General features: G+C 37.5%; 21 protein-coding genes, 2 tRNA genes and 1 pseudogene. 16 read left to right on the top strand and 8 right to left on the bottom strand.

Features of this window, described 5'->3' with window-relative positions:
* Nucleotides 1-4 precede the first annotated feature (4 nt).
* From E4O00_RS06185 to rplI, 14 genes and pseudogenes are all read left to right on the top strand, one after another.
* Nucleotides 5-2,287 (top strand): tetratricopeptide repeat protein, encoded by a 2,283-nt coding sequence (locus E4O00_RS06185; protein ID WP_253679296.1) that lies wholly within the window; start codon nt 5-7, stop codon nt 2,285-2,287.
* Nucleotides 2,284-3,651, top strand: coding sequence for a 3-phosphoshikimate 1-carboxyvinyltransferase (gene aroA / locus E4O00_RS06180; protein ID WP_253679294.1), 1,368 nt, complete (start codon nt 2,284-2,286; stop codon nt 3,649-3,651). The genes E4O00_RS06185 and aroA overlap by 4 nt, the downstream gene beginning before the upstream one ends.
* A 103-nt stretch (nt 3,652-3,754) precedes the next feature.
* A complete protein-coding gene (locus E4O00_RS06175; RefSeq protein ID WP_253679292.1) occupies nt 3,755-4,399 on the top strand; it encodes a ligand-binding sensor domain-containing protein in 645 nt (214 codons plus the stop codon).
* Nucleotides 4,347-6,737: a ligand-binding sensor domain-containing protein gene (locus E4O00_RS06170; RefSeq protein ID WP_253679284.1), complete on the top strand. Its 2,391-nt coding sequence runs from the start codon at nt 4,347-4,349 to the stop codon at nt 6,735-6,737. Before E4O00_RS06175 ends, E4O00_RS06170 begins: the two co-directional genes overlap by 53 nt.
* A gap of 61 nt (nt 6,738-6,798) precedes the next feature.
* Nucleotides 6,799-7,335, top strand: a complete 537-nt coding sequence (locus E4O00_RS06165) for an adenine phosphoribosyltransferase (protein WP_253679282.1) — start codon at nt 6,799-6,801, stop codon at nt 7,333-7,335.
* Between the two features lie 142 nt (nt 7,336-7,477).
* Nucleotides 7,478-9,247: a V-type ATP synthase subunit A gene (locus E4O00_RS06160; protein ID WP_253679280.1), complete on the top strand. Its 1,770-nt coding sequence runs from the start codon at nt 7,478-7,480 to the stop codon at nt 9,245-9,247.
* A 1-nt stretch (nt 9,248) separates the two neighbouring features.
* The gene (locus E4O00_RS06155; RefSeq protein ID WP_253679278.1) at nt 9,249-10,544 is read left to right on the top strand and encodes a V-type ATP synthase subunit B; all 1,296 of its coding nucleotides are present in this window, start codon (nt 9,249-9,251) and stop codon (nt 10,542-10,544) included.
* Between the two features lie 10 nt (nt 10,545-10,554).
* Nucleotides 10,555-11,169, top strand: a complete 615-nt coding sequence (locus tag E4O00_RS06150) for a V-type ATP synthase subunit D (protein ID WP_253679276.1) — start codon at nt 10,555-10,557, stop codon at nt 11,167-11,169.
* Nucleotides 11,166-13,022 carry a V-type ATP synthase subunit I gene (locus E4O00_RS06145; protein WP_253679274.1) on the top strand — a complete coding sequence of 619 codons (1,857 nt, stop codon included), beginning with the start codon at nt 11,166-11,168 and terminating at the stop codon, nt 13,020-13,022. Before E4O00_RS06150 ends, E4O00_RS06145 begins: the two co-directional genes overlap by 4 nt.
* 15 nt (nt 13,023-13,037) lie before the next feature.
* A complete protein-coding gene (locus E4O00_RS06140; RefSeq protein ID WP_253679272.1) occupies nt 13,038-13,460 on the top strand; it encodes a V-type ATP synthase subunit K in 423 nt (140 codons plus the stop codon).
* A 122-nt stretch (nt 13,461-13,582) separates the two neighbouring features.
* Nucleotides 13,583-13,864: a 30S ribosomal protein S6 gene (gene rpsF, locus E4O00_RS06135; protein ID WP_253679270.1), complete on the top strand. Its 282-nt coding sequence runs from the start codon at nt 13,583-13,585 to the stop codon at nt 13,862-13,864.
* A 12-nt stretch (nt 13,865-13,876) separates the two neighbouring features.
* Entirely contained in the window at nt 13,877-14,383 is a 507-nt protein-coding gene (locus tag E4O00_RS06130) for a single-stranded DNA-binding protein (protein WP_253679268.1), read from the top strand.
* A gap of 40 nt (nt 14,384-14,423) precedes the next feature.
* Nucleotides 14,424-14,693, top strand: coding sequence for a 30S ribosomal protein S18 (rpsR, locus tag E4O00_RS06125; RefSeq protein ID WP_371921897.1), 270 nt, complete (start codon nt 14,424-14,426; stop codon nt 14,691-14,693).
* Nucleotides 14,694-14,808: 115 nt separating this feature from the next.
* Nucleotides 14,809-15,394, top strand: a pseudogene (gene rplI, locus E4O00_RS06120) (50S ribosomal protein L9).
* A 470-nt stretch (nt 15,395-15,864) separates the two neighbouring features.
* On the opposite strand, the gene clpX reads toward rplI, so the two are convergent.
* The 5 genes from clpX to E4O00_RS06095 all read right to left on the bottom strand — a co-directional run bounded on the left by clpX (nt 15,865) and on the right by E4O00_RS06095 (nt 19,366).
* Nucleotides 15,865-17,112 carry an ATP-dependent Clp protease ATP-binding subunit ClpX gene (gene clpX, locus E4O00_RS06115; protein ID WP_253679262.1) on the bottom strand — a complete coding sequence of 416 codons (1,248 nt, stop codon included), beginning with the start codon at nt 17,110-17,112 and terminating at the stop codon, nt 15,865-15,867.
* Nucleotides 17,099-17,698: an ATP-dependent Clp endopeptidase proteolytic subunit ClpP gene (clpP, locus tag E4O00_RS06110; protein ID WP_253679260.1), complete on the bottom strand. Its 600-nt coding sequence runs from the start codon at nt 17,696-17,698 to the stop codon at nt 17,099-17,101. The genes clpX and clpP overlap by 14 nt, the downstream gene beginning before the upstream one ends.
* 42 nt (nt 17,699-17,740) lie before the next feature.
* Nucleotides 17,741-19,096 (bottom strand): trigger factor, encoded by a 1,356-nt coding sequence (tig, locus tag E4O00_RS06105; protein ID WP_253679258.1) that lies wholly within the window; start codon nt 19,094-19,096, stop codon nt 17,741-17,743.
* An 84-nt stretch (nt 19,097-19,180) separates the two neighbouring features.
* Nucleotides 19,181-19,252 (bottom strand) — tRNA-Gly (locus tag E4O00_RS06100).
* Between the two features lie 34 nt (nt 19,253-19,286).
* Nucleotides 19,287-19,366: transfer RNA gene (locus tag E4O00_RS06095), tRNA-Leu, on the bottom strand.
* 232 nt (nt 19,367-19,598) lie between these two features.
* Here E4O00_RS06095 and E4O00_RS06090 point away from each other — a divergent pair.
* Entirely contained in the window at nt 19,599-20,147 is a 549-nt protein-coding gene (locus E4O00_RS06090) for a MarR family transcriptional regulator (protein ID WP_253679256.1), read from the top strand.
* A 75-nt stretch (nt 20,148-20,222) separates the two neighbouring features.
* On the opposite strand, the gene E4O00_RS06085 is transcribed toward E4O00_RS06090, so the two are convergent.
* The gene (locus E4O00_RS06085; protein ID WP_253679254.1) at nt 20,223-21,410 is read right to left on the bottom strand and encodes a cystalysin; all 1,188 of its coding nucleotides are present in this window, start codon (nt 21,408-21,410) and stop codon (nt 20,223-20,225) included.
* 11 nt (nt 21,411-21,421) lie between these two features.
* Nucleotides 21,422-22,798 (bottom strand): APC family permease, encoded by a 1,377-nt coding sequence (locus E4O00_RS06080; protein ID WP_253679252.1) that lies wholly within the window; start codon nt 22,796-22,798, stop codon nt 21,422-21,424.
* Between the two features lie 199 nt (nt 22,799-22,997).
* Here E4O00_RS06080 and E4O00_RS06075 point away from each other — a divergent pair, with 199 nt between their 5' ends.
* The gene (locus E4O00_RS06075) at nt 22,998-24,056 is read left to right on the top strand and encodes a s-methyl-5-thioribose-1-phosphate isomerase (protein ID WP_253679654.1); all 1,059 of its coding nucleotides are present in this window, start codon (nt 22,998-23,000) and stop codon (nt 24,054-24,056) included.
* Here E4O00_RS06075 and E4O00_RS06070 read toward each other — a convergent pair.
* Nucleotides 24,046-24,948 carry a hypothetical protein gene (locus tag E4O00_RS06070; RefSeq protein ID WP_253679250.1) on the bottom strand — a complete coding sequence of 301 codons (903 nt, stop codon included), beginning with the start codon at nt 24,946-24,948 and terminating at the stop codon, nt 24,046-24,048. The genes E4O00_RS06075 and E4O00_RS06070 overlap by 11 nt on opposite strands.
* Nucleotides 24,949-25,051: the final 103 nt, after the last annotated feature.

Raw genomic sequence — 25,051 nt, 5'->3', positions numbered from 1 at the left:
TATTATGGAACGACTTAAGTTATATTTTTATTATTTTAAGAATAAATTTCTAAAAAGATCCGAAAGCAAAAAATCCCGTCTTGTGATTGATCCTGAAGAAATAAAGGAAGAAATATGGGAGGCAGATTTTTCGAAAAAAGAAAATGCCCGCTTTTTGGAAGAAAAAGGAGACGGTTACCAATCATTATTCGAAGAAAATCCAGAAGGTAATCCTTCTTACTTTTTGGAGCTTAAACGAAAGCATCTTTATGCTTGGACCTTAAACCCCGTATTTAGATATAAGGATTTTGTTCTTGATGCCGAAATTGATTTGCCCGGATTTAAAGATAACTTCATTCCTGAGCAAAACTCAAGTGCCGGTTATTGTGCCGCAGGCTTTGTATTCCGTCATATAAGCGATAAGGCTTTTTATTCTCTTCTTATTTCGGATAAGGGATGGATCAGGCTTGAAGCTGTCGTAAATTCCACACCAATGCCAATCTTAGGCTGGACAAAACCTTTAACGGATGTTGATAGTGCAAAATTTAAAATAAAATTAATCTGTGCAGGAACAAGTATCACTATTCTTGTGAACAATACTTGGCTTGGTAAGTTTGATTCCGATATTGTTCAGGCTGCCGGAAAAATCGGTTTTGCAGGGCAAAACTGGGAGACTCATTCAAAGGTAAAATTTTATCTTAACGAATTTAAAATTATTTCACAGCCTCTTCTTGTAGAAAACACCGATTCCGCCGCAAATAATCCTGATGCTATTTCGCCTGAGGCCTATATAAATCTTGCATCAACCTATTATGCTATGGGGCAATATGTTGCCGCTATTTATCAAATAAAACAAGCATGGAAGCTCCGTGAGCCCATTATTCAGGATCATATTTTGGCAGGAAGAATATATTTTGCTCAGCGTTTAAACGAAGAGGCTGAAAAGGAATTTTTGCAGGCCCTGGATATTGAGCATGATGATTATGAAATAATGGCTGAACTTGCAGGCCTTTACTATCAGTCAGGCAATATGAAAAAATTGGGAGATCTTTTAAAATATATTCCTAATGAAGAAATTGAAAAATCTGTCTTGCTTTGCTCTTTACAAGGACATTTTTTGAATTCTCAAGGGGAACATGAAAAATCGGCTGCCTCATATGCAAAGGCCTTTGCATTAAAACCTGATCAAGGTTTATTAAAGTATAATGAGGCAAACGAGCTTAATCTTGCCGGAAATAAGGCGGAAGCTGTAGAAGCCTATTCCGAGGCCGGAAGACTCTTTTTAGCTTCTGAAGAATATAACGAAATGGCCGATGTAATAAACGCCCTTGAGCGTATTGCTCCGGAAGATGAGCGTACTTGGGCCTTAAGCGGTAAATTTTATTATGCCGTAGAGAACAAATGGGAAGCTAAGATTAATTTTAAAAAGCTTTGTGATGCAAAAACAAGCGATTCTACGATATGGTATTTATACGGACTCCTTATTCACGACGAAAACCCTGAAGAAGCTATAAAATTCTTCAAAAAGGCTTGTAAGCTGGGGCCCGAGCACGGCCTTTATCACTTCCGTTTGGCCGAAGCTCTTTATCTGATAGGGGAGGATTGCACTGCTCCTCTTGCAGAGGCTGAAACTCTTGAGCCTAATAACGGCTGGATGTTTAATTTAAAGGCTCTTTGCGCCATAGATGAGGATGATTTTTTTGATGCCCAAATAGAAATTGAAAAAGCCCGCAGTCTTCTTCCTGATGAAATAGTTATTTTGGAAAACTATGTGGAAGTTATGCGTCTTCAAGGCCGATTAAAAGAATGTGCTCCTCTTTTTGATATAGAGGCAGGAACAGCCGACTTGGCGGCAGAAAGAAATAGGGCCGAAGCCTTTCATATTTATGCAAATGCCTTATTTTTTGATGAGCAATATGATGAAGCGGATACTTGGTATCAAAAGGCTTTAAGGCTGAACCCTGAAGATTCCGTTCTTTTAACGGATAAGGCAGAAAACTCGATACAGATAGGCTATCTAAATGATGCAGACGGCCTTTTGGTTAAGGCAATGGATATTGAGCCCACCGAAAGAATATACAGGCTAATAGCCCTTCTTGCGGTAAAAAAAGGCGATCACGCCCGTGCTGAAGTAAGCTTAAGGCAGGCTATCGAAGAATTCGGTGAAAGCGATGAACTTTTATTTGATCTTACAAACCTTTATATTCAGACAAACCGTAAAGAAAAAGCTAAGGAAACTATAAAGCTCTTGGCTGACTGTGAAGATCAAGAACGCCTAAAAGAACTAAAAGCTCTTTTAAAAAAATGATTTTAAAAATTAAAAAATCCTTACCTCTTTCTACATTACCAATAGAGGTTCCGCCATCAAAAAGTCATTCAATGAGGGCCTTGGTGTTGGCTTCCTTTGCAGAAGACTCTTCAGAGATTAAAAATTTTCTTATCAGCGGAGACACTAAAACTGCGATAACGGTATTTGAATCCTTAGGCGTAAAATTCCGAATAGAAAACAAAACAAAATCATCTGCCGATATAATTGTGTTTCCTCCAAAAGCTGGTTTAAAAAAAAGAATTAAAAGTCAACAATCCATAAAAATCGATGCAGGAAATTCCGGCACTCTTTTTTATTTTTTAGGCTCCATTCTTTCTTTAATTTCTTCAGACTTTGTTTTAACCGGAGATTTATCAATTTTAAAACGGCCTCTTGCACCCTTAACGGACATCTATGATGAATTCGGTTTAAAATACGAATTTTTTGACGGTCTTGGAAAAGCTCCGATACGTGTTTTAGGAGAACCAATCAGTATTCCTGAAGATGCATCTTTAATCAAAGGTCTTGAAAAAAAAGCAGTCCATCTTGAAGGAGATTTTTCTCAGGTTGTAAGCGGACTCTTGCTTGGAGCCGCTCTTAGTAATTATTTTTTGCAAATAAATTTACAAAGGGCAGGGGAACTTCCTTATTTAAAAATGACACTTCATTGGCTCCAAACTTGCGGTATTTCGTTCAATGTTTCAGGCGATTTTAAAACATTTAAAATTAATGGCCAGCAAAAAATTCCGGGATTTTCGGCAACTATTCCGGCTGACTGGTCAAGTGCTGCCTTTCCAATTGCCTTGGGCTTGATTACACATTCTGCTATCGGCATAAAAAACATAGATATAAATGATGTTCAAGGAGACTCCGGAATTATAAATATTCTAAAAAAAATGAATGCCGAGATTCACTTTGACGATAAAAATAAAATTCTAAAAGTTTTTCCTTCAAGTTTAAAGGGCGGAACATTTGATTGTTCAGAGATGCCCGATGCAGTTCCTGCTCTTTCTGCAATTGCTTGTTTTGCACAGGGAGAAACTCTTTTAACCAATATAGAAATATGCCGTTATAAAGAATGCGACAGGCTTTTTGCTGTTGCCTCAGAATTAAAAAAACTTGGGGCTGATATTACCGAGGGCAGAAACTTTTTACTTATCAAAGGAAATGACGGAAAAGACTTAATCCCTGCTCGAGTTTTTTCGCATGGGGATCACCGTATTGCGATGATGCTTGCCGTCATGGGGTTTGGTATTGATGGCAAAGATTCTTCAGATTTTATACTTCAAGATGCCGAATGTTTCGATATAAGTTATCCTTCTTTTTTGGATGACCTAAAAAAAATGGGGCTCAACATTGTTTAAGACACGGTTTAATGCTTTTAATAAATAAGCAGTTGACTTTTTCTTTTTAATGTTTTAGAATTTCTTGAGTCATTGCTGGCTTTTAATAATAAAGGATTTTTCAATGTATAATGCACATAAAAAAGTAATTCTTTTTTTGCTTGTTTTTTTTACTTTTAATTTATTTGCTGACGAGGATGTTTTCGTTTTTTACTCTCAGCCTTCATCAATTGCATCCAAATTTGTCACATCCATTTCTCAAGATTCATACGGCCGTATTTGGTTCGGTACTAAAGAAGGCCTAGGTTATTATGACGGTATTAAATATAAAAACTATGAATATATTCCTTTTTCTAAAGATTCAATTCAGTCTTCCCAAATTCAATCCTTGTATAAAGATCCGATAAAGGCAAAAAACGGAAGCGATGTTTTTTGGCTTGGCACCTTTGACGGAGTTGAAATGTTTAATGTTGATACTGAGACATTTACTCATTTCGATATGACTAACTCGATTGTATTCGGTTTTTTAAGGGATTCACGTGGCCGTTTGTGGATAGGTTCATTGGACGGTTTATATATCTTAAATGAAGAAGACGGTTCTGTTGTCGAGTTCTCTCAAACTTCAGAATTTTACATAGGGAATAACGGAATAGCCAATATCTATGAAGACTCCAATGGGCAGATATTTGCCTGCACACACGGCGGTTTATGGGAATATGACGAGTCAAATAAAAGATTTAAACCGTCACGGCTTTTTTGGAAACGATAGCGTTCTTATGGAATCCCTTGTTCATAATATTTTGGAAGAAGACGGTATATATTGGGTATCCGTTTGGAATACCGGATTATTTAGAATTGATCCTAAAAACGGAAAGAGAGACCTTTTTTCATTTTCAAACAATAAAATATCTTGTTTATCAAACGAATTTTCTGATGATGTACTTTTGGTAGGCACCTGGGGAGGAGGCTTAATCAGTTTCGATAAAAATACATATACTTATTCCGAATATACTTCAAGGCAGCGTTCGTTCAATCTTTCAAACGATTTTATTTTTTCGATACATGTAGATAGTTACGGCTCATTATGGGTCGGCACAAACGGCGGCGGTGTAAACATTTATGATACTAAACGTATGTGGTCAAAACTGATATTGCTGCATGAAAATAAAGTAAGCGGACGGGAAAATTCGGTTTCTGATCTGAATAAGGATAAAAACGGAAACTTATGGATAAGTCTTTTAAATAACGGCATAACTTATTATGACTTAAACGCCGGAAAAAAGAAACACTACCGTCATTACAAATCTTCAGAATCGAAAATTATTTCTAATGCCGTGTTTAAATTTCACATAGATAAAAACGAAGATATATGGGTTGGTACTGATCTCGGATTATGCAAGTACGATAAAAAGCTGGATGCCTTTATCGGTGCCGATTTGTACAATAAAAACATAATTGAAGACGGAGAAAGAATCATATACAGCATTATAAGCGATGATAACGGATTTTTATGGATAGGCACTTATGATGGAGGTCTTATCAAATTCTCGCCTTCATCAGGAATTATAAAAAGGTATAAAAATGATCCTAAAAATCCTAATAGTTTGTGCAGTAACCTGATTTTTAGCCTGCTGATAGATTCATCTAACAGACTATGGGTAGGAACCAACAAGGGCCTTGCAGAATATATGCCCTCAACAGACGAATTTACTATATACAGATACGATGTCAATAACAAAAACGGAATTTCTTCTGACAGAATAACCTCATTATTTCAGGATATTTCAGGTAAGTTATGGGTAGGAACCAGTGACGGAGGTATAAATATACTCAATACCGAAACAAAGCAGATCTTAAATTATACTTCAACAGACGGTCTATCTTCAAATTTTATTACCGGTATGACCCATATGGACAATGATTCTGTCTGTGTTGCCGCAATAAAAGGTATGACAATATTTAATCGAAATACCGAAATTATATACAGTTATACTTTTTATAACCATGAAAGACGGTTTACGACAAATCCTGTTATTATTGGACAAGATTGCTTTGTTGGAACACAGGAAGGCGTTTTAGGTGTGGACATTAACTATCTTTTATCCTTTAAAAAACAGGAGGTGCCTGTAAAAATCAGAACAATAGGCGTAAACGGAAATAATACTCCTGCATTTAAAATAGATTTTAAAAAGACTTCCAAATACAAATATTCAGAAAATAATATAAGTTTTGAATTTGCATCTATGGATTTATCTCCGCTTTCAAGACCTTATTATGTGTTTATGCTTGAAGGTTTTGATAAAAACTGGATTAATGCCAATATGAAAAACTATGTGCAATACACCAACCTTGATTCCGGAAAATATACATTCAAAGTAAAAGATATATCGAACCCATATCCTGAACCGGCTTCTTTTACATTTATTATCGAAAAGCCTTTTTGGTTGTCAATGCCTATGTTTGCTGCCTATATTTTAGTTTTGGCGATTATGACATTTTTGGTTTTCAGGCTTCGTCAGCTTTTTCAATATAAAATAGCCAATAAAAAACTCCAAGAAGAACAAAAAGACCTTATATCTGCTAACGAGCAGCTTACCGTTTTATCTACAGTTGACGAATTAACAGGTGTAGGCAACAGGAGGCTGTTGGACACTGTAGGAAAGGATTTATGGCGTAAGGGATTGGATAATAAACAGCAGGTCTCTTTAATCATGATAGATATAGATTTATTTAAACAATATAATGATTTATACGGGCATCAAGCCGGAGATAATGTTCTTAGAAGTGTAGCACAAACCTTACAAAAAAATCTTAGAGCAAAATATGATTTTGTAGGAAGATACGGAGGAGAGGAATTCTTAATTTTACTTTATAATAGCTCTGCCTGCGACACAATGAAGATTGCCGAAAAACTTCGTATTGAGGTTAAAAATTTAAATATTGAACATTCGGCTGCGAAGAATAAGATTTTAACTATCAGTTTAGGTGCTTATACATCTGTACCCACCAATGAGCTTTCATACGAAACAATGCTTTCCTTTGCCGATACCGCCCTATATAATGCCAAAGCAAGCGGAAGAGATATATGCAAAATGTATACGGAGTAATAATTATAAAATCTTACACTTCCTATTGACCATTGCAAAAATAAGGTGTAGACTGTTTCTTATGAAAGATAAAATAATAGATGAAGCCATAAGGCGTGTACCTGATTTCCCTAAAAAAGGAATTCTTTTTTATGATATTACCGGCATCTTGGTCAATCCTAAAGTTTTTAGTTATTGCCTTGATAAGATGACGGAAATGTATAAGGATGAAAAGATAGATGCTATTGCTGCCATTGAGGCACGCGGCTTTATTTTTGCCGCCCCCCTTGCATATAAAATGGGAATACCTCTTATTTTAATTAGAAAAAAAGGAAAACTCCCCGGAGAAACATACTCTGCCTCATATGACCTTGAGTATGGACAGGCCGCTGTTGAAGTTCATAAAACCGATGTGGTAAAGGGTCAAAAAGTCCTTTTATTGGATGATTTGATAGCTACAGGAGGAACATTAAATGCTGCAAGAACTATTATAGAAGAGGGCGGGGCTGAGGTAATCGGTTTTTGCGGGGTAGTGGGCTTACCGTTTTTAAATTATAACAAGGTTCTCAAGGATTTACCGGTAAAAACCCTTATAGAATATGACAGCGAAAAAATTTAGCTCTATTTTTAAGATTTTTGATTTTTTTTTTCTTGCATATTTTTTATTTATGTGATAAAATCTAATCGTTGTTTTGTAATTTTTATAAAACAGCTTTTAAAGTTAGGATTTATGCTTTATCTATAGTATTTGGAGTTATGATATGACTAAAACAAAAGGAAAGGTAGTCGGTATTAACGGTAACATGATAAGCGTTGCTTTTGAAGGCTTGGTTACCCTTAATGAAGTAGGCTATGTTGAAGTTGGTTCAAAAAAACTAAAAAGCGAGGTCATCCGTATTCGAGGTGATATAGCTCAGCTTCAAGTATTTGAAATTACAAAGGGAATAAAGGTTGGGGATGTTGTCGAATTCACAGGAGATCTTCTTTCTGTAGAGTTAGGTCCCGGTCTTTTAGGTCAGGTTTATGACGGACTGCAAAACCCTCTACCGGAGCTTGCAGAAAAAGCCGGCTATTTTTTGGAAAGAGGTATTTATCTAAATGCTCTTTCCCGCACAGCAAAATGGCATTTTACTCCTGTTGCTAAGGAAGGTGATGATCTTAAGCGTGCCGGCTTGCTTGGAACCGTACCTGAAGGCAGTTTTACCCACCGCATCATGATTCCTTTTAATATGTACGGATCTTATAAATTAAAATCTATAAAACCTGAGGGCGATTATACTGTAGATGACACAATAGCCGAGGTTACCGATGAAAGAGGTAATGTAATTCCTCTTACCATGAGCTTTAAGTGGCCTGTAAAACGCCCAATTGATTGCTATGCAGAGCGTTTAAAGCCTACTGAAACATTGGTTACAAAGATGAGAACAATGGATACATTCTTCCCTGTTGCTAAGGGCGGAACTTATTGTATTCCCGGTCCCTTCGGTGCAGGAAAAACCGTTTTACAGCATGCTACCAGCCGAAATGCTGATGTCGACATAGTAATTATCGCAGCCTGCGGCGAGCGTGCAGGTGAGGTTGTAGAAACACTTACCGAATTCCCGGAGCTTAAAGACCCCAAAACAGGCCGAACCCTTATGGAAAGAACGATAATCATCTGTAACACTTCTTCGATGCCAGTTGCAGCCCGTGAAGCTTCAGTTTATACCGGTGTAACTCTTGCAGAATACTACCGCCAAATGGGCTTGGATGTTCTTCTTCTTGCAGACTCTACAAGCCGCTGGGCTCAGGCTCTTCGAGAAATGTCGGGCCGCTTGGAAGAAATCCCTGGTGAAGAAGCCTTCCCTGCCTATCTTGAATCCTACATAGCCGCCTTCTACGAAAGAGCCGGTATTGTCCGCCTAAGCGACGGATCAAAGGGTTCCGTTACAATCGGAGGCACCGTATCGCCTGCGGGCGGTAACTTTGAAGAGCCTGTAACTCAGGCTACTCTAAAGGTTGTAGGTGCCTTCCACGGTCTTTCACGCGAACGATCCGATGCCCGAAAGTACCCCGCTATTCACCCGCTTGATTCCTGGTCAAAGTATCCGAGTGTTCTTCCTTCAGAACAAGTTAAGTACGGAAGAAGCTTTTTACGCCGAGGTACCGAGGTTGAGCAGATGATGAAGGTTGTAGGTGAAGAAGGAACAAGCATCGAAGACTTTATCATTTACTTAAAAGGCGACTTACTTGATGCCGTTTACTTACAGCAAAACTCCTTTGATAAGGTAGACGATGCAGTTTCGGTTGAGAGACAGCAGCATATATATAATATTTTGGTTGAGATTTTAGGTTCTTCATTCAAATTTATTTCTAAGGATGAAGCCCGCTCTTATTTCAGCAAACTTAAACTTATGTTTATCGACTATAACTACTCGCCTTGGGGCTCGGATGCATTTAAATCCCATGAAGACGGAATTAAAAAGCTCATCGCCGAAAAAGCGGATAGCTTAGAGGATAGAGCAAAAAAATTATTGAAGCAGGCGGTGTAAGATGAAAAAGGTATATAGCAAAATAGAATCGATTAACGGTTCGGTTATTACGGTTAAGGCCGACGGAGTTTCATACGGAGAATTAGCCGAGGTTCAAACCCGCTTTGGAGCCTCTCTTGCCGAAGTTAATAAGCTTGACGGAGACTTGGTTTCCTTGCAGGTTTTTGCAGGAGGACGCGGTGTTTCGACCGGAGACGAGGTCCGCTTCTTGGGTAAAGAAATGCAGGTAAGCTATTCCGAAGACTTACTCGGCCGAATATTTAACGGCTCAGGAGATCCCAGAGATTCGGGGCCCGCCCTAAAGGACAACATGATTCCTATAGGCGGTCCTTCGGTAAACCCCTCAAAGCGTATTCTTGCAAACAGAATGATCAGAACAGGTATTCCGATGATCGACGTATTTAATACCTTGGTCGTTTCTCAAAAGCTGCCCATATTTTCAAGCTCCGGCGAGCCTTACAACGAGCTTTTAGCCCGAATAGCCATGCAGGCCGAAGTAGATGTAATTATCTTGGGCGGAATGGGATTAAAATACGACGATTATCTTTATTTTAAAGATACCCTTGAAGAAGCAGGTGCTTTAAGCCGAACAGCCATGTTCGTTCATACGGCAGCTGACCCCACGGTTGAATGTCTTATGATTCCGGATATGTGTCTTGCAGTTGCAGAAAAATTCGCCATCGCAGGTAAGGACGTTTTGGTTCTTTTAACGGACATGACAAACTTTGCAGACGCAATGAAAGAAATTGCCATTATTCAGGAACAGGTTCCTTCAAACCGAGGTTACCCCGGAGACCTTTACAGCCAGCTTGCAGCCCGCTATGAAAAGGCTGTAGACTTTGCCGATGCAGGTTCGGTTACGGTCTTGGCCGTTACAACAATGCCGGGCGACGATGTAACACACCCCGTTCCCGATAATACAGGTTATATTACCGAAGGTCAGTTCTATCTTAAAAACGGACGAATCGAACCCTTCGGAAGTCTTTCACGATTAAAGCAAAACGTAAACGGTAAGACAAGGGATGACCACCGAGCTCTTATGGACAACATGATTAAGCTCTATGCTTCATATAAAGACACCTTAGAGAAAAAATCCATGGGCTTTATGATGAGCGAATGGGACGAAAAACTTTTAAAATACGGTGCAAAATTCGAATCGGGAATGATGGACTTGTCCGTAAACATTCCGCTTGAAGAAGCTTTGAGCCTAGGCTGGAAGATTCTTTCCGAATGCTTTACCCGTGAAGAAACCGGTATTAAATCCGACTTGGTAAATAAGTACTGGCCGGCAAACTAAAGGGTAGGCTATGGCAATAAAACTGACAAAGAATGAGCTGAAAAATCAAAAAGAATCTCTAAAAATGTATAGAAGATACTTGCCGACTCTTCAGCTTAAAAAACAGCAGCTTCAAACCGAAATCCGCACCATCGAAACTAGGGCCAAAGAAGTCAGGCTTCACAGAGATGCCCTTAATAAGGAATTCGAAGACTGGGTAGCAGTATTCGGCGAGCAAAATGTTTTTGTACCCTCTATGGTTAAGATAAAGGAGATTCTGACTTCAACCGGAAATATTGCAGGCGTAAGCATCCCCGTTTTTTCCGGTGCGGAATTTGAACGCTCTAAATATGATCTTTATAAGACACCTCTTTGGGTTGATACGGCTGCCGAAAAAATGCAGGAAGTTTTGAGCTTAGATCTTGAAGCAAAGGTTCTTGATGAACAAGTACGCCTTTTGAATTCAGAGCTTAGAACTACCACTCAGCGCGTGAACCTCTTTGAAAAGGTTAAGATACCTGAAACAAGGGCTAACATAAAGAAAATAACGGTTTATTTGGGAGATCAGCAGGTTGCAGCTGTTGTTCGCGGTAAAATTTCAAAGAAGAACCTTGAAAAGGTTCATGATAAGGATGAAGCTCTATGATTGTACCAATGAAAAAAGTAACTCTTTTAGTCTTAAAAAAAGAGCAGCGTCATGCCTTAAAAGATTTAAGAAAATTAGGACTTGTACACATTGAGGACCGCCCTGCAAACGGAACCCTCATAAACGAGTTACGATCCGAAAAAAATGATATAACTCTTGCTATGAGTCTTTTGACTGAATATCTTCCCAAAAAAGAGAAAAAAGGTGTAACTCCTCCCTCTCTTTTAAGCGAAGAAGATACTCTTACCTTTGTAGATTCAGTATTATCGCTCACATCTTCTTATAAGAGCAATATGGAAGAAGCTGCAAGGCTTTCAGGCGAAATAGCTTCTTATGAAGAGTGGGGTGAAATAGACAGGGCTGATTTTACCTTCTTAGCAGAAAACGGAATTTATATTTTTCCGGCAACAGCCCCGTTAAAGACCTATAATGCTCTTGCTGAAAGCTTAAAAACAATAAGGATCGGGCAAGGCAAGACAGGGGTTAGATTTTTAATCTGGAGCGAAACAAATGCTCTGCCTGACGATTTACCTCAGGATGTTATTCCTTTAAAGCTGCCGGAGACTTCAGTTAAGGCCTTAAAAGAAAAACTAAAGAGCTTGCAGGCAAAGATTGCGTCTTACAAGCAGGAAATGACAAAGATGTCAGCATACCTAAATTCTCTAAATGCCTTGGATGAGATTGTGAGCAAGAAACTTCAATTTGAGATTGTTCATGACGGTATGCAGACAATAGACTTTGGAAGTGAAGAAGATGGAGTCCAGCTTGTTTGGCTTACAGGTTATATTCCAAGTGAAGATGAAGCACAGCTTTCATCCCTTGCAAAGGAAAAGTCTTGGGCCTATCTTTCTCAAGACCCGCAAGAAGATGATCCTGTACCTACAAAGATAAAGAGAAATAAGCTTGTAAATCTTATTTCTCCCTTAATCGACTTTTTGGGTACTGTTCCCGGCTATACGGAACCGGATATTTCTCTTTGGTTCTTGCTATTTTTCGGCATTTTCTTTGCAATGATTTTCGGAGATGCCGGATATGGTGCCGTTTTGTTATTAATTTCAATCGGTTTGATTTTAAAAACAAAGGCAAAAAAACAAAAAGTACCTACAGCTTTTTATATGTTCGGCTATTTGGGACTTATGACTGTCATTTGGGGAGCACTTGTTTGTAACTGGTTCGGTATGCCTACGGAAATTGTTCCGGCCTTCCTTAAAAAGTTGGCTGTGCCGGCAATTGCAAACTTTACACCGGAGGATGTACGCAATCAAAACCAGATATTGCTTTGCTTTACTCTCGGTTTGGTCCAGTTGATGATAGCCCATATCGTAAGTTTATTTAGGAATATTAAATCTCCTAAATTCCTTGCCGATGTAGGCTCTCTTTCAATGCTCGGCGGAATGTATTTTGTGGTTTTAAACCTCGTTGTAGATTCCCAAAAGTATGCAATCAATAATGCCGTTCTTTTTGCGATAGGTGTAGGGTTTGCTTTAAACTTTATCTTTGTAAACTATTCTACAGGAATAGTACCGGCAATTGTTGAAAGCTTGAAGAATATTATAAATATGCTTTTGGGCGTAGTAAACGTATTTGCAGATATTATGAGTTATATAAGACTTTGGGCTGTAGGTCTTGCAGGCGGTGCTATAAGTGCAACCGTAAACGAGATGGCAGGTCCGGCCTTAGGCGGAGTAATAATCTTTGCAGGTGTTTTACTTTTATTGTTCGGACACGGTCTTAACTATATTATGAACGTGCTTTCCGTTATAGTCCATGGTGTTCGATTGAATACCTTGGAATTCTCTAATCATGTGGGCTTGACTTGGTCGGGCTTTAAATATGAACCCTTTAACGAATAAATTTGGAGGAAGGATATGACTTTTGGTTTTTTTGGTGCTGCTGCTGCGTTAGGTATTTCAGCTATCGGTTCTGCAATCGGTCTTGCCGTTGCAGGTCAGGCAACAATCGGTGCATGGAAGCGCTGTTATTTGAATAACAAGCCCGCTCCCTTTAGTTTAGTCGCCTTTGCAGGTGCTCCTCTCACGCAGACTCTTTACGGTTTCTTGCTTATGAACAGGATGCTTACCTCATCTCAGAGCGACTGGTTCTTATTGGGCTTAGGCCTTGTTTGCGGTGTTTCTATCGCAGCTTCTGCTATTGCTCAGGGTAAGGCTTCTGCTTCAGGTTCCGATGCTATGGCTGAAACAGGAAAGGGCTTTGTACAGTACATTACTATCGTAGGTCTTTGCGAAACCGTTGCTCTTTTCGTAATGGTTTTCGGCATGATGAAGTGCTAAAGACTTCAATATACCGGCATCTTATATGCCGGGTATTGACTAAGATGGTATTTTTTGCTATTCTATGAAAACTCCGGCTCGCAGAAAATGCGGGCCTCAGAAATGTGTCCATAGGAGGGAACATGAGAAACTATGAACTTATGACGGTTTTTCCGGTTGAAGAAGATCTTTATAAACCGGGAATAGATGCTCTACATTCAATTCTGGCGGATTTCGGTGTTCAGATCAAATCTGAAGAGCCTTTCGGCGATCGGGATTTGGCTTATGAAATCAAAAAGAAGACAAAGGGACGATATGTTCTTTTCAACATTGAAGCTGATCCTTCAAAGATGATTGAATTGGACAAGCGTTTTAAGCTGATCACTCAAATGTTGACCTATCTTTTTGTCCGTTTAGAGGACTAAAAAGGAGACTTTATGGCAGATATAAACCATGTAGTATTGGTAGGCCGCTTAACCAGAGATGCTGAGCTTAAATATACGTCTTCCGGTATTGCTGTTTGTAATTTTGCCGTAGCTGTCAACAGAAGACGGAAAACAGGCGATGACTGGAGCGAAGAAGCTAGTTTTTTTGACGTGGTTCTTTGGGGACGGCAGGGTGAGGCATTAAATCAATATCTTGTAAAGGGAAAACAGGTCGCTATCGACGGAGAGCTTAGGCAAAACCGTTGGGAGCAAGACGGACAAACCCGAAGCAAGGTTGAGATTGTTGCCAACAATATTCAACTTGTCGGAGGTTCTGCCGGTCAGGGCGGACAACCTCAGTCAGCTCCTCAGCGTCAAGGAGCATATCAGGGCAGTTCAAATAATTCGTATCATGATGGAAATCAGCCTCCTTCTGCTTATCAAAGAAGACCTGAACCTTCATATGACGATTACCAGCCGGATATGGGAAATTCAGATTTGGATAATATTCCATTTTAAGGAGATTTAAATGTCGGACGAAACAATGAATGATGTAGACATGGAAGCTAACATGCAGGAAAATATTCGCGATGGCGAAGATAAAAGAAAGGGTAGATCCTTTTATAGAAAAAAGGTTTGCCGCTTTTGCACACAAAAGTTAAAGATCGATTATAAAGAACCGGACGCTTTACGCCGCTTTATAACTGAAAGAGGTAAGATTCTTCCAAGAAGAATTACCGGAACTTGTGCAAAACATCAGCGAAAACTTGCCGTTGAGATTAAACGAGCAAGAGCTGTTGCCTTGCTTCCTTTCGTTATGAACGAGTAGATTTTTTAATGTAAGCATAAGCCGGCTGTCGGCCTGAGCCTTGCTTACATTAAATAAAACATTTAAGCCCTTTCCGACTCCCGGAATTGGGCCGATATTTTTTAGGAGCTTGTATATGAAAGTAATTTTGAATGAAGATGTTAAGTATCTTGGAGAAGAAGGAGATATTAAGAATGTAGCCAAGGGATATGCCAGAAACTACCTCTTCCCCAGAAACTTAGCCGTTCCTTGTAATGAGTTTACTCTGGCTCATTTTGAATCACGCAAAGAAGAAATTGAAGCTAAAAAAGCTGCAAAACGCCAAGATGCTGCAGGTCTCAAAGAAAGACTTGAAGCTCTTTCAATTAAGATTCTTATGCCCGCAGGACCTAACGGCAAACTTTATGGTGCAGTTACAACTCAAACTCTTTTTGATGAGCTGCAAAAACTTGATTTTGATATTGAAAGAAAGCGTATCGAAATCCCCGGTCAGACCGTTAAGATTACCGGTGTTCATAAGGCCGTTATAAAGCTTTATGAAAATACCTCTGCAGAAATTTCTTTTACTGTTGAGGCTCAGGTTACTGAAGACAAGCCTGTTAAACCTTCAGAGAAAAAAAGGCAGAAAGCCTCGAAAAGATGAAGAAGGTGCAGCAGAAGAAACTTCAGTTACAGAAGAATCCGTATCTGAAGAAGTTCAAAATTCCGAATCGGAAAACTAAAACTTTATAAAATATGCGGATATTTTTATCCGCATATTTGGAACTTAAAATAAAATTTATGGATAGTAAAGATTTAAAGCCTCTTCCCCAATATAATAGATTTACTATTCGCTTTCTAGACCGTTCAATAAGATTTTTGACGGCCTCAATCTCAGTGTTTCTTGTTTTTTATGTTTTAAGCAGCTCTCAGGATTTTTTGGACTCCAGTTTATTTTTCATATTAAATGTATTGATGAGTCTTTGTATCCTACTTATAATTTTTACCTTTGCCGCAATTTTAGTAAAAACTTTTTTTATGATACGATATAAAGAAATTAATCTTATGAGGTTTATTACGGATATTGTTTTATTGTTTTTATCGGTAGTATTGGCTGTTCTTTTTTCTTTTCTTATAGTAATTGCCAAGGGTAATGTATAAAAAAAGACTGCATTAGTACAGTCTTTTTAAGTTATTGTTACTTGATGCTTTTTTAAGCAGTTTTTTCGTCAAGAAGTTTTATCTTAGGTTTTGATGATGTACTTTCTACCATCTTTTTACTTATCAGAAGCTCCTTTCTTCCTTTTAAAGATGGGGCTTCAAACATGGCATCCAGCATTAGCTTCTCGACAATGGATCGTAAACCTCTTGCTCCTGTATTTTGGTCTATAGCTTGTTGAGCAATTGCCGTAATTGCATCTTCATCAAAGTGGAGCTCGACATCATCAAGCTTAAATGTTGCCTGAAATTGCTTTATTATAGCGTTTTTGGGCTCAACCAAGATACGTGTCAAGTCTTCTTTTTTTAGTTCATTTAATGCTACCTTTATCGGAATTCGGCCTATTAGTTCGGGTATAAGACCGAATTTTACTAAATCATCCGGTGAGACCTGATCATACAATTCCGTAAGATTTTTTTCGCTAAGTTTTTTTACCTCGGCTCCGAAACCTATGGGTTTTGTGGAGATTCGGGCTTCTACTATCTTGTCTAAACCAACGAAAGCTCCGCCGCATATAAAAAGGATATTTGTTGTGTCTATTTTAAGCATATCCTGATTAGGATGCTTTCTACCGCCCTGAGGAGGAACGGATGCTGAGGTTCCTTCTATTATCTTTAAAAGAGCTTGCTGAACACCTTCACCTGATACATCTCTGGTAATTGAAACATTTTCGCTCTTTCTTGAAATTTTATCTATTTCATCAATAAAGATTATACCTCTTTCGGCTTCTTTTATATCCCCGTTTGCATTTTGAATAAGCTTGAGAAGAATATTTTCGACATCTTCACCTACATAGCCGGCTTCAGTCAAGGTTGTTGCATCCGCTATAGCAAATGGAACCTGCATTTTTTGTGCAAGGGTTCTTGCTAAAAGGGTTTTGCCTGAACCGGTAGGACCCAATAAAAGAACATTGGACTTTTCGATAACTACATCATCTTCTAGCGGAGGATTCATTATCCGCTTATAATGATTATACACGGCAACAGATAAAACCCTCTTTGCCTGATCTTGGCCTATTACATACTCATCAAGATAATCTTTTAGTTCTTGCGGTGTAGGAATGGGGCCTGTACGGTCAATGGGTCTGACTGTCTTATAGGACTTTATATAGCTTTCACAAAGGTCTACGCATCTATCACAGATGGCTACTCCTCCGGGCCCCGGAACAACAAAACGATCCGAGTTTTCAGGCTTATTACAAAAAGAGCATATTAAAGCCCCATCCAATCTATTTCGAGCCATCTTTTCTCCTATTCATAACGGTATCGATAATACCGTAGGCTAAGGCTTCTTCAGCAGACATAAAGAAATCCCGCTCCATATCAGCTGCTACCTGTTTTTCAGTCTTTCCCGTATTTTCGGCAAAGTATTTTATTGTAAGTTTTTTTAGTCTCACAATTTCCTTTGCTTGAATATTAATATCTACGGCTTGACCTTGAACACCTCCCCACGGCTGATGAATCATAACACGGGAAGAGGGGAGGGCGTAACGCTTATTTTTTGCTCCTCCTGCTAGAAGCACGGCACCCATACTTGCACATTGGCCCAAGCAAATTGTTTGTACATCGGGACGGATATGCTGCATGGTATCGTAAATTGCAAGACCTGCCGTTACAGAGCCTCCTGGACTATTAATATATAGGCTTATATCCTTATCGGGATTTTGTGCTTCTAAAAACAAAAGCTGAGCTACAACCAAATCAGCCGACATATCGTTTATCTCTCCGTCTACAAAGATAATTCTATCCTTTAAAAGACGAGAGAAAATGTCATAGCTGCGCTCTCCGTTTCCTGTTTGTTCAATTACATAAGGTACAAGTGTACTCATTTTCCATCCTTAAAATAACCGGCTAAAAAGCCATCTTGAAATTTAGTCTTTTAAAAGTTCTTCAAAGGTAATTTTTTTGCCTGTCTTGATTGTAGATTTTTCATAAAGAGCTTTAAAAAGTTTTTCTTCTTTTAAGCCTTCGCTTAAATATTCTTTTTCGCGAGGGTTGGCATAATAGCTTTTTAACTCATCAAGAGCAATATCCATTCTTTCCGATAAGCGGACATATTCGGCTTCTATTTCATCATCATTTACTTCAATATTTTTTTCTTTAAGAAGGGTTTCGATTAAAACTCTTTCTTTTAAGTTCTTTTCGGAATCCTCTCTCCAGCCTTCCAAAAGAGCTGCTTTTGATTGGGGACCATTGCCGAACATTTTTTCAAGTTCTTCAGGTGTTGTTCTAAATTGATTGGCCATCATCATCCATCTGGATTCAAGCTCAGCCCTTACCATTGATTCTGGAAGGTCTATTGTGTGCTCCTTTACCATTTGTTCTGTTAAAGCATTTTTTTGTAAAGACTTGATTTTTTCTTCTACACTTATTTCAAACTTTTTCTTGATATCGGCCTTTAGTTCGTCCAAGTTTTTATACTTTTCGTTTATATCTTGGGCAAAGTCATCATCAAGAGCCGGCAAATCCTTGTATTTTAGAGCAGTAAGAGTTACCTTTATCTTCTTTGTTTTTCCGGCAAGCTCCTTGTTTGAGTCATCCTCGGGGAAGGTTTTGGTAATTTCCTTAGACTCACCTTTTTTCATACCAATGATGTCATCATCAATTTTATAGATATTTAGGCCTGAACCTATTGTAAATACAAAATCCTGTCTTTCTGTGCCTGAAATTGTTTTTCCTTCATCATCAAGTTCGCAGTAATTGATTGTGGCAATATGATCTTTTTCTGCTGTACTTCCTTCTTTGCAGGCTGTAACAAGGGCATTTCGTTCTTGAAGCCTTTCAAGCTCTTTTTTTATGTCTTCTTCAGAAACACTTACTTCCGGTACTTCAACAGTAAAGCCTTCAATTTTTTTAATTTCGACCTTGGGGAAAACATCATAGTGGACTGTAAAAGAAAAGTCTTCTTCAATTTTTAATTCCGGTTTTTCTTGAAGTTCGGGATATGAGTAGGGGAGAGGTCTTTCGTATTCGTCAAGAGATTCAAAAATTTCTTTTAAAGAGTCTTCAATAAGGTCGCCTGCCAGATCTCCCTTTATTGCATCGCCGTATTTTGTTTCAAGTACCGATACGGGAACCTTTCCTTTTCTAAATCCCGGTATTTGAAGCTCTTTTGAATATTTATTGAGCAATTTTTTATAGTTTTCTTGAACATCAGCCTGTTTGATTTTTACTGAAAGTTCCGCATGTGATTTTTCTTTAAGAGTTACGTTCTTTTCGTAGTCCATTTTTCCTTCCTTAGAGTTGATTTTAAGACAGCCCTTTTACAAAAGGGTAAAAAAAAAGCGATCCGTTCACCGAATCGCTTTAGAAGCGGGAAACGAGGATTGAACTCGCGACATCCACCTTGGCAAGGTGGCGCTCTACCACTGAGCTATTCCCGCAATTCTACTCCACTTTTTTGTTTTTGTGGAATTGTGCGAGAGGAGGGACTTGAACCCTCACGCCGAAGCACTAGATCCTAAGTCTAGCGTGTCTGCCAATTCCACCACTCTCGCTTAACAGTGAGCGTGTGTATAATATACATAAACCCAAAAAATGTCAAGTATTGCAATTTAATGAGCAAGTAATCTAGAAGCTCTCGCTCACGGGAGGGAGTATATTCTATTTTTATATTTTTGTCAAGACTTTTTCTAAAAAAAATAAAAATAATTGACTTTCGTTGTAAAAATTGATATCTTTGTAAATAAGGTTCGTAAAATTTTGAGCCTAGCTGCTTGGGAGTTTTGAATGCTTGAGGATATTTATAAAAATGAAATAGTTAATGCATGGGTAGAAGATAATGAGCCCATCGATTTGATTGAGAAAAGGTACAAAAATATAAGTTCTGTTGTTGATGGTATGTATGACTTTGTATTGTCGTTTTCTTATTATTATACCATAAGAAGAGATTATGGCACGGATAGGAAATATACTATGATTGAAATGCATATTTTAACGGATATTTACGATCATGAAAATATAACGGTTTCAGCCCTTGCAAAAAAATGGAATAGAACATCAAGTGCTATTTCTCAAATTGTGCATAGACTTATAAAATGGGGATTGGTCTATAAAGAAGTTAATGAATCCGACGGTAAAGTCTTTTTTTTAAGAACTACAGAAAAAGCTAAAGAAACGGTTTTAAAGCATAAAGCTTATGATAATAAAGATAATGTCAAGACTCGAAAAAAACTGTTGGAATCTTTTACTGTGGATGAAATGGCAGCCTTCGATAAAATTCTAAAAGCTTATACACGAATTCTTGAAAAAAATAACAGTAAAAATAAGCCTTTATAAAAACCCTCTTATGCTTCATGTATTAAGCACAAGAGGATCTAAATTTTACTCATCGTAAGATTTTATTTTTGAATGTCATTTTTTTAGATCTTTTAAAGCCTTACTTAGTCTTTCTAATGTTTCTTGAATAACGGATGAAGGAGCAGCCAGATTGATTCTTTCGAATCCTATTCCTCCGTCTCCAAAGATATAACCTTCATCAAAAAATATTTGAGCTTTGTGAATCATAAATTCTTCCATAGCCTTATGATCCATTTTCAATGCTCTAAAATCCATCCATTGTAAATAGGTGCCCTCAATGAGAGGAGCTTTTATTTCGGGATGATTTATTTCAAAAAATTCTTTTACGATTCTTTGATTTTTGTCTATGACCTTTATACATTCATCCAGCCATTTTCCGCATTCTTTATAGCAAATTTCGCAAGCTTTATAACCAAGAGTTGTAAAGGGCATTCCGATTGTAATATCCCGTGATTTTTTGAATCTTTCCCTCATATCAGGATTTTTAATTATTATGTTACTCATACCCATTCCGGCTATATTAAACGTTTTAGATGGTGCAGTAAAAGTAATCATCTTGCGGGCAAGTGCTTCATCAATAGATTGAAGTACTGTATGCTCATAGCCGGGCATAATTAAGTCGAAATGAATTTCATCTGACCAGAGCAGAAGATCACTATTTAAAACTATGTCCTTTATTTTTTGAAGTTCGTCTTTTTTCCAGACCCTGCCTACAGGATTGTGAGGAGAGCAAAAGAGCAAGGCTTTATTATTTTTATCCTTGGATAATTTTTCCAGTTTTTCAAAATCGATCGTATAGTACCCGTTTTTTTCAAGCAGTTCACATTCTACTATCTTGCGCTCCTGATCTTTTACAGCCATAAAGAAAGGATAATAGACAGGAGTTATTATAATAACTCCATCGCCCGGTTTTGTAAATTCCCTAACAGCATTGTACAATGCCGGAACGACTCCCGCCGTATTTATTATCCAGTCTGTTTCAATATTCCAGTTATGTCTATCCTTCATCCATTTTTTTACGGTTCTTTTATACTCTTCAGTTGGGCCTGTATATCCTAACACGGCTTCGTCAAGATATTTTTTTAAACCTTCAATAAGTTCCGGCGGATTTTTAAATTCCATGTCAGCCACCGAAAGAGGAACCACATCATTTCCAACTTGGGGATTTTGTGAATACATTAAGTCCCATTTGAGTGAACCTGAGTTTTTCCTTGAAATTTTTGTTGTAAAATCGTAAACCATTTTTTTTCCTCCTATTCTTCCGTTTCAGCAAGTAAGGCATCTTCTATAATTTGCCTTTTATTTGCTTCCAATTCTTCAATTTTTACATTTCCGGCTTTTAAATTGTAAATTGAGAGGATCGATATTATGACCATAATACCTATCATAAAAAGTTTTTCTTTTGTAGAAAGCATCATAAATAAGTTATAACAAACGATTGCCGCACAAAGTGCCGAGAGTATACAGATGATATCCATAATTATTCTAGGCATATGCAATACAGATTTTTTCCATTGCTCCGGATAGTCTCTTATTACCTTAATACATTTTATATTTGTATATAAATTTGTTAACATAGCAGGTATCATTACCAAAGAGACGATCGCATCTAATTTTAACCCAAGCAAAACCGGTAAAATTGACAGGATATAGTAAATACCGTAAACAGCCCATGGATAACCTGTTTTAGTTGTTTTTGTAAAAAATTTCGGCAGCCAACCTGCTTGTGCCACTTTTAGTATTGGATATCGAACCATTATTATACCGGTAATCATTGATGTTGCTATGGCAAAAACAGCTCCTCCCATTATAAAGAGAATAAAAATTGATCTTGGAAAAATCTCGGCGGCTACAAGTGAAAGATTTTGGCCTGCGACCTCGCTTATGGGAAGAACTCCTGCCGATACATAACCCATTAACCCATAAACAATAGCAATTGCTATTGTTACAAGGAAAATACCATAAGGTATATTTTTTTTAGGCTTCATTGTAACAGCCGATACCGATACCGGACCCATTGTTGTTCCCTGGCATGCCCATCCCATAATTGCTATTCCTGCAATAACTCCTTTAAATCCATCAGTAAAAAAATTAGGATCGGAGAAATATCCAGGTTTTACCTTTGGAATACCGAATACAATGTAAAAGACAATTGCTGCAATTAATACTACAGTCATTATATTGTTTATTGTGGATATAAACTTTGAGCCTCTTATTGTTGCCGCAAAAAATAAAGTAATAATTATGATTGCAATTAATTTTGTGTATGGTATAATTTGCGGTAGTACTATTCCTGCATAGTTTACCATCGCAAGACCATACATAGCGACAGAAAAACCATTAATAAATGTTATATATCCATTTACACCTGTAAAAAAAGGATTAAAAACCAATGCTTTTTGACTATAATCACCTCCTTCAAACATAAACATTGATGATAAAAGTACATTGTAAAAATATGCCAAAAGCATAAAAATACAACCAGCCATAATTGATACCAATATGGATTTGCCGGTAGCGGCAATACCCAATCCCGTTAGCACAAAGATCCCGGAGCCTACAGCTCCGCCAAAACCTAGCGAGAAAATGTTAAATAAATTTAAATTTCTCTTTTCTTTTGTTGTTTCCATACTACACTCCTTTCACTGATTTATAGTTAAGAGTATTTATTATTTATATACTTAACTATCATATATATTATAAAATAGGTTTTTAAAAAACGCAAGAGTTTTAAGTATTTTTTTATTTTATAGTGACTAAATTACAAAAAATGCTTATAATATTGTAAAACTTACAAGTGAATAGGGAAAATTGATAAAAGCTTTGAAAATACGGGAAGATTATAATTTAGGTTTTATTTTGCAATATGAAAATGTTGCTTGGTTTGATGAAGATTACGGCGAAGTACGTATTTTAGACAGGCGTATCTATCCTGCAAAAACCGAATTTTGTGTATGTAAAACTTATACTGAAGTGGCCAAGGCTATTGCCGATATGGTAACTCAAAGCGGCGGCCCTTTTGCGGCTGCGGCTATGGGAATGGCTCTTGCTGCCTATCAAGGAAAAAATCTTATAAAGGCAGAATATCTTGAATTTATGAAAAAAGCTGCCTATGCTTTATCCCATGCCCGTCCGACCACAAGCAAGGCAATGCAGTTTGTTACAGCAGAAGCATTGAACCTCTTTGAATCTCTAATAAAAAATGGAACCTCCTCGAATGACATTATTAAGGCCTTAAAGCAAAATGCCGTAGACCAAAATAATGACCGGTATAAAAAAAATACGGCAGCCGGCGCCATTTTTGCAGACTTGGTTCCTGACGGTTCTTCAATTTTAACCCAATGTTTTGGAGAAACGACGGTAGGGGGATATTTGCGTAGATTTAAAGAAACCAATAAAAAGATTAAAGTATTTTGTGCAGAAACCCGTCCATATTTTCAAGGTGCCCGTTTGACTGCTTCCTTGGCATACGATATGGGCTTTGACACTACCGTCATCACCGATAATATGATTTCCCTTCTTATGAGCGAAAAAAAAATTAACTTTTGTGTTTCGGCTTCAGATGTCATCACTCTTGACGGTTCAATTATAAATAAGGTAGGAACCTTACAGATGGCCATAGCTGCAAAATATTTTGATATTCCTTATTATGCAATAGGCTTTCCCGATAAAAACTATGTTTCGGCAAAAGATGTAAAAATAGAATATCGAGATCCTGAAGAAACTCTCTACGCTATGGGGATCAGAACTGCAATTTTACCTTCTGATTGTAAAAATGAACATAAGGGCGGTTCAATTGCAGGACTTTATCCGGCCTTTGATATCACGCCTTATGAACTGTGTGCAGGTATAATTACGGATAAGGGCTTTTTTAAACCTATAGTTTGAATATAAGACTGATTGCAACCGACTCAAAGAACATATCTATATTCTTTTTCGAGTTGATTATTTTTGTTGTAAAATGATATTCATCATTGTAATTATAGTAAATAGGGGCTGTCTTCCATAAGGCTTGCAGTTTTATTTGTGTTTTTTCAGAGGTTTTAAAAAAAAATTCATTTTTTAGTTCAAAGGTCCATAATTGTTCTGCTTTATTATTTGTAAAAGGAAGAGGCTTATATAGATTTTTATAGCTTATAAGCTCAATTCTTATTGTGTTTAAGTAAAGAGGCATATTGTATTCTATGGAGTAGGACCCGATATATCTAGCCCCATTTCTATTTTCACCTAAATCATTGTCAAAAAACCAAAAGTCGTTATTTTTTAAGAAAACTAGAGCCCTGTAATTTATTATATGCCGTGTTTTTAAAAGAAGACCTGCCCATTTGCTTTTTATTTGAGATCTAAGATCAAAGTATAGCTCAAATCCTCCATAAGTACTAAAAAAAATATTTGAAAAATAAAAAGGACTAATTACCTCTAAATTATTTATATTTTTATTCTGAGCCATACCGTAAAAATTAAGGGCAGGGTAGGCCCATCCTGTTCCCAAAACCGTATTGGTAATAAAATTTATAAACGGAATATAGGCTAGGTTTAAATTAAAAGATCCTAATATGTTTGCAGGTTTTAAACTTAGCTTAAAGCCGAGTTCCGTATATTTTAAGTTTGAGTTTTTATTATAAAATTTTAAAAAATGAGATAGTGAAATATTAAAATTTACCGGATAGTTTAATGCGGCCTCAATTTCGGTTTTTGATTTGTATAAATCTGTATGTGCAAAACCATATGAAAAATTTATGAGAAGAAAAATTAAACAACATATCTTTTTTAACTTCATAATCTTACAAAATAAAAAAGCCGAAGGCGGACTGTCCCGCTTTCGGCTTTTTTTACCTATTATTCGGAAACCGATGAATCTTTATATCGGAAGCCGATTTATC

Origin of the sequence: Treponema sp. OMZ 788, assembly GCF_024181245.1 — a bacterium.
Taxonomy (GTDB): Bacteria; Spirochaetota; Spirochaetia; order Treponematales; family Treponemataceae; genus Treponema_B.
This window is presented reverse-complemented; position numbering and strand designations above follow the sequence as displayed.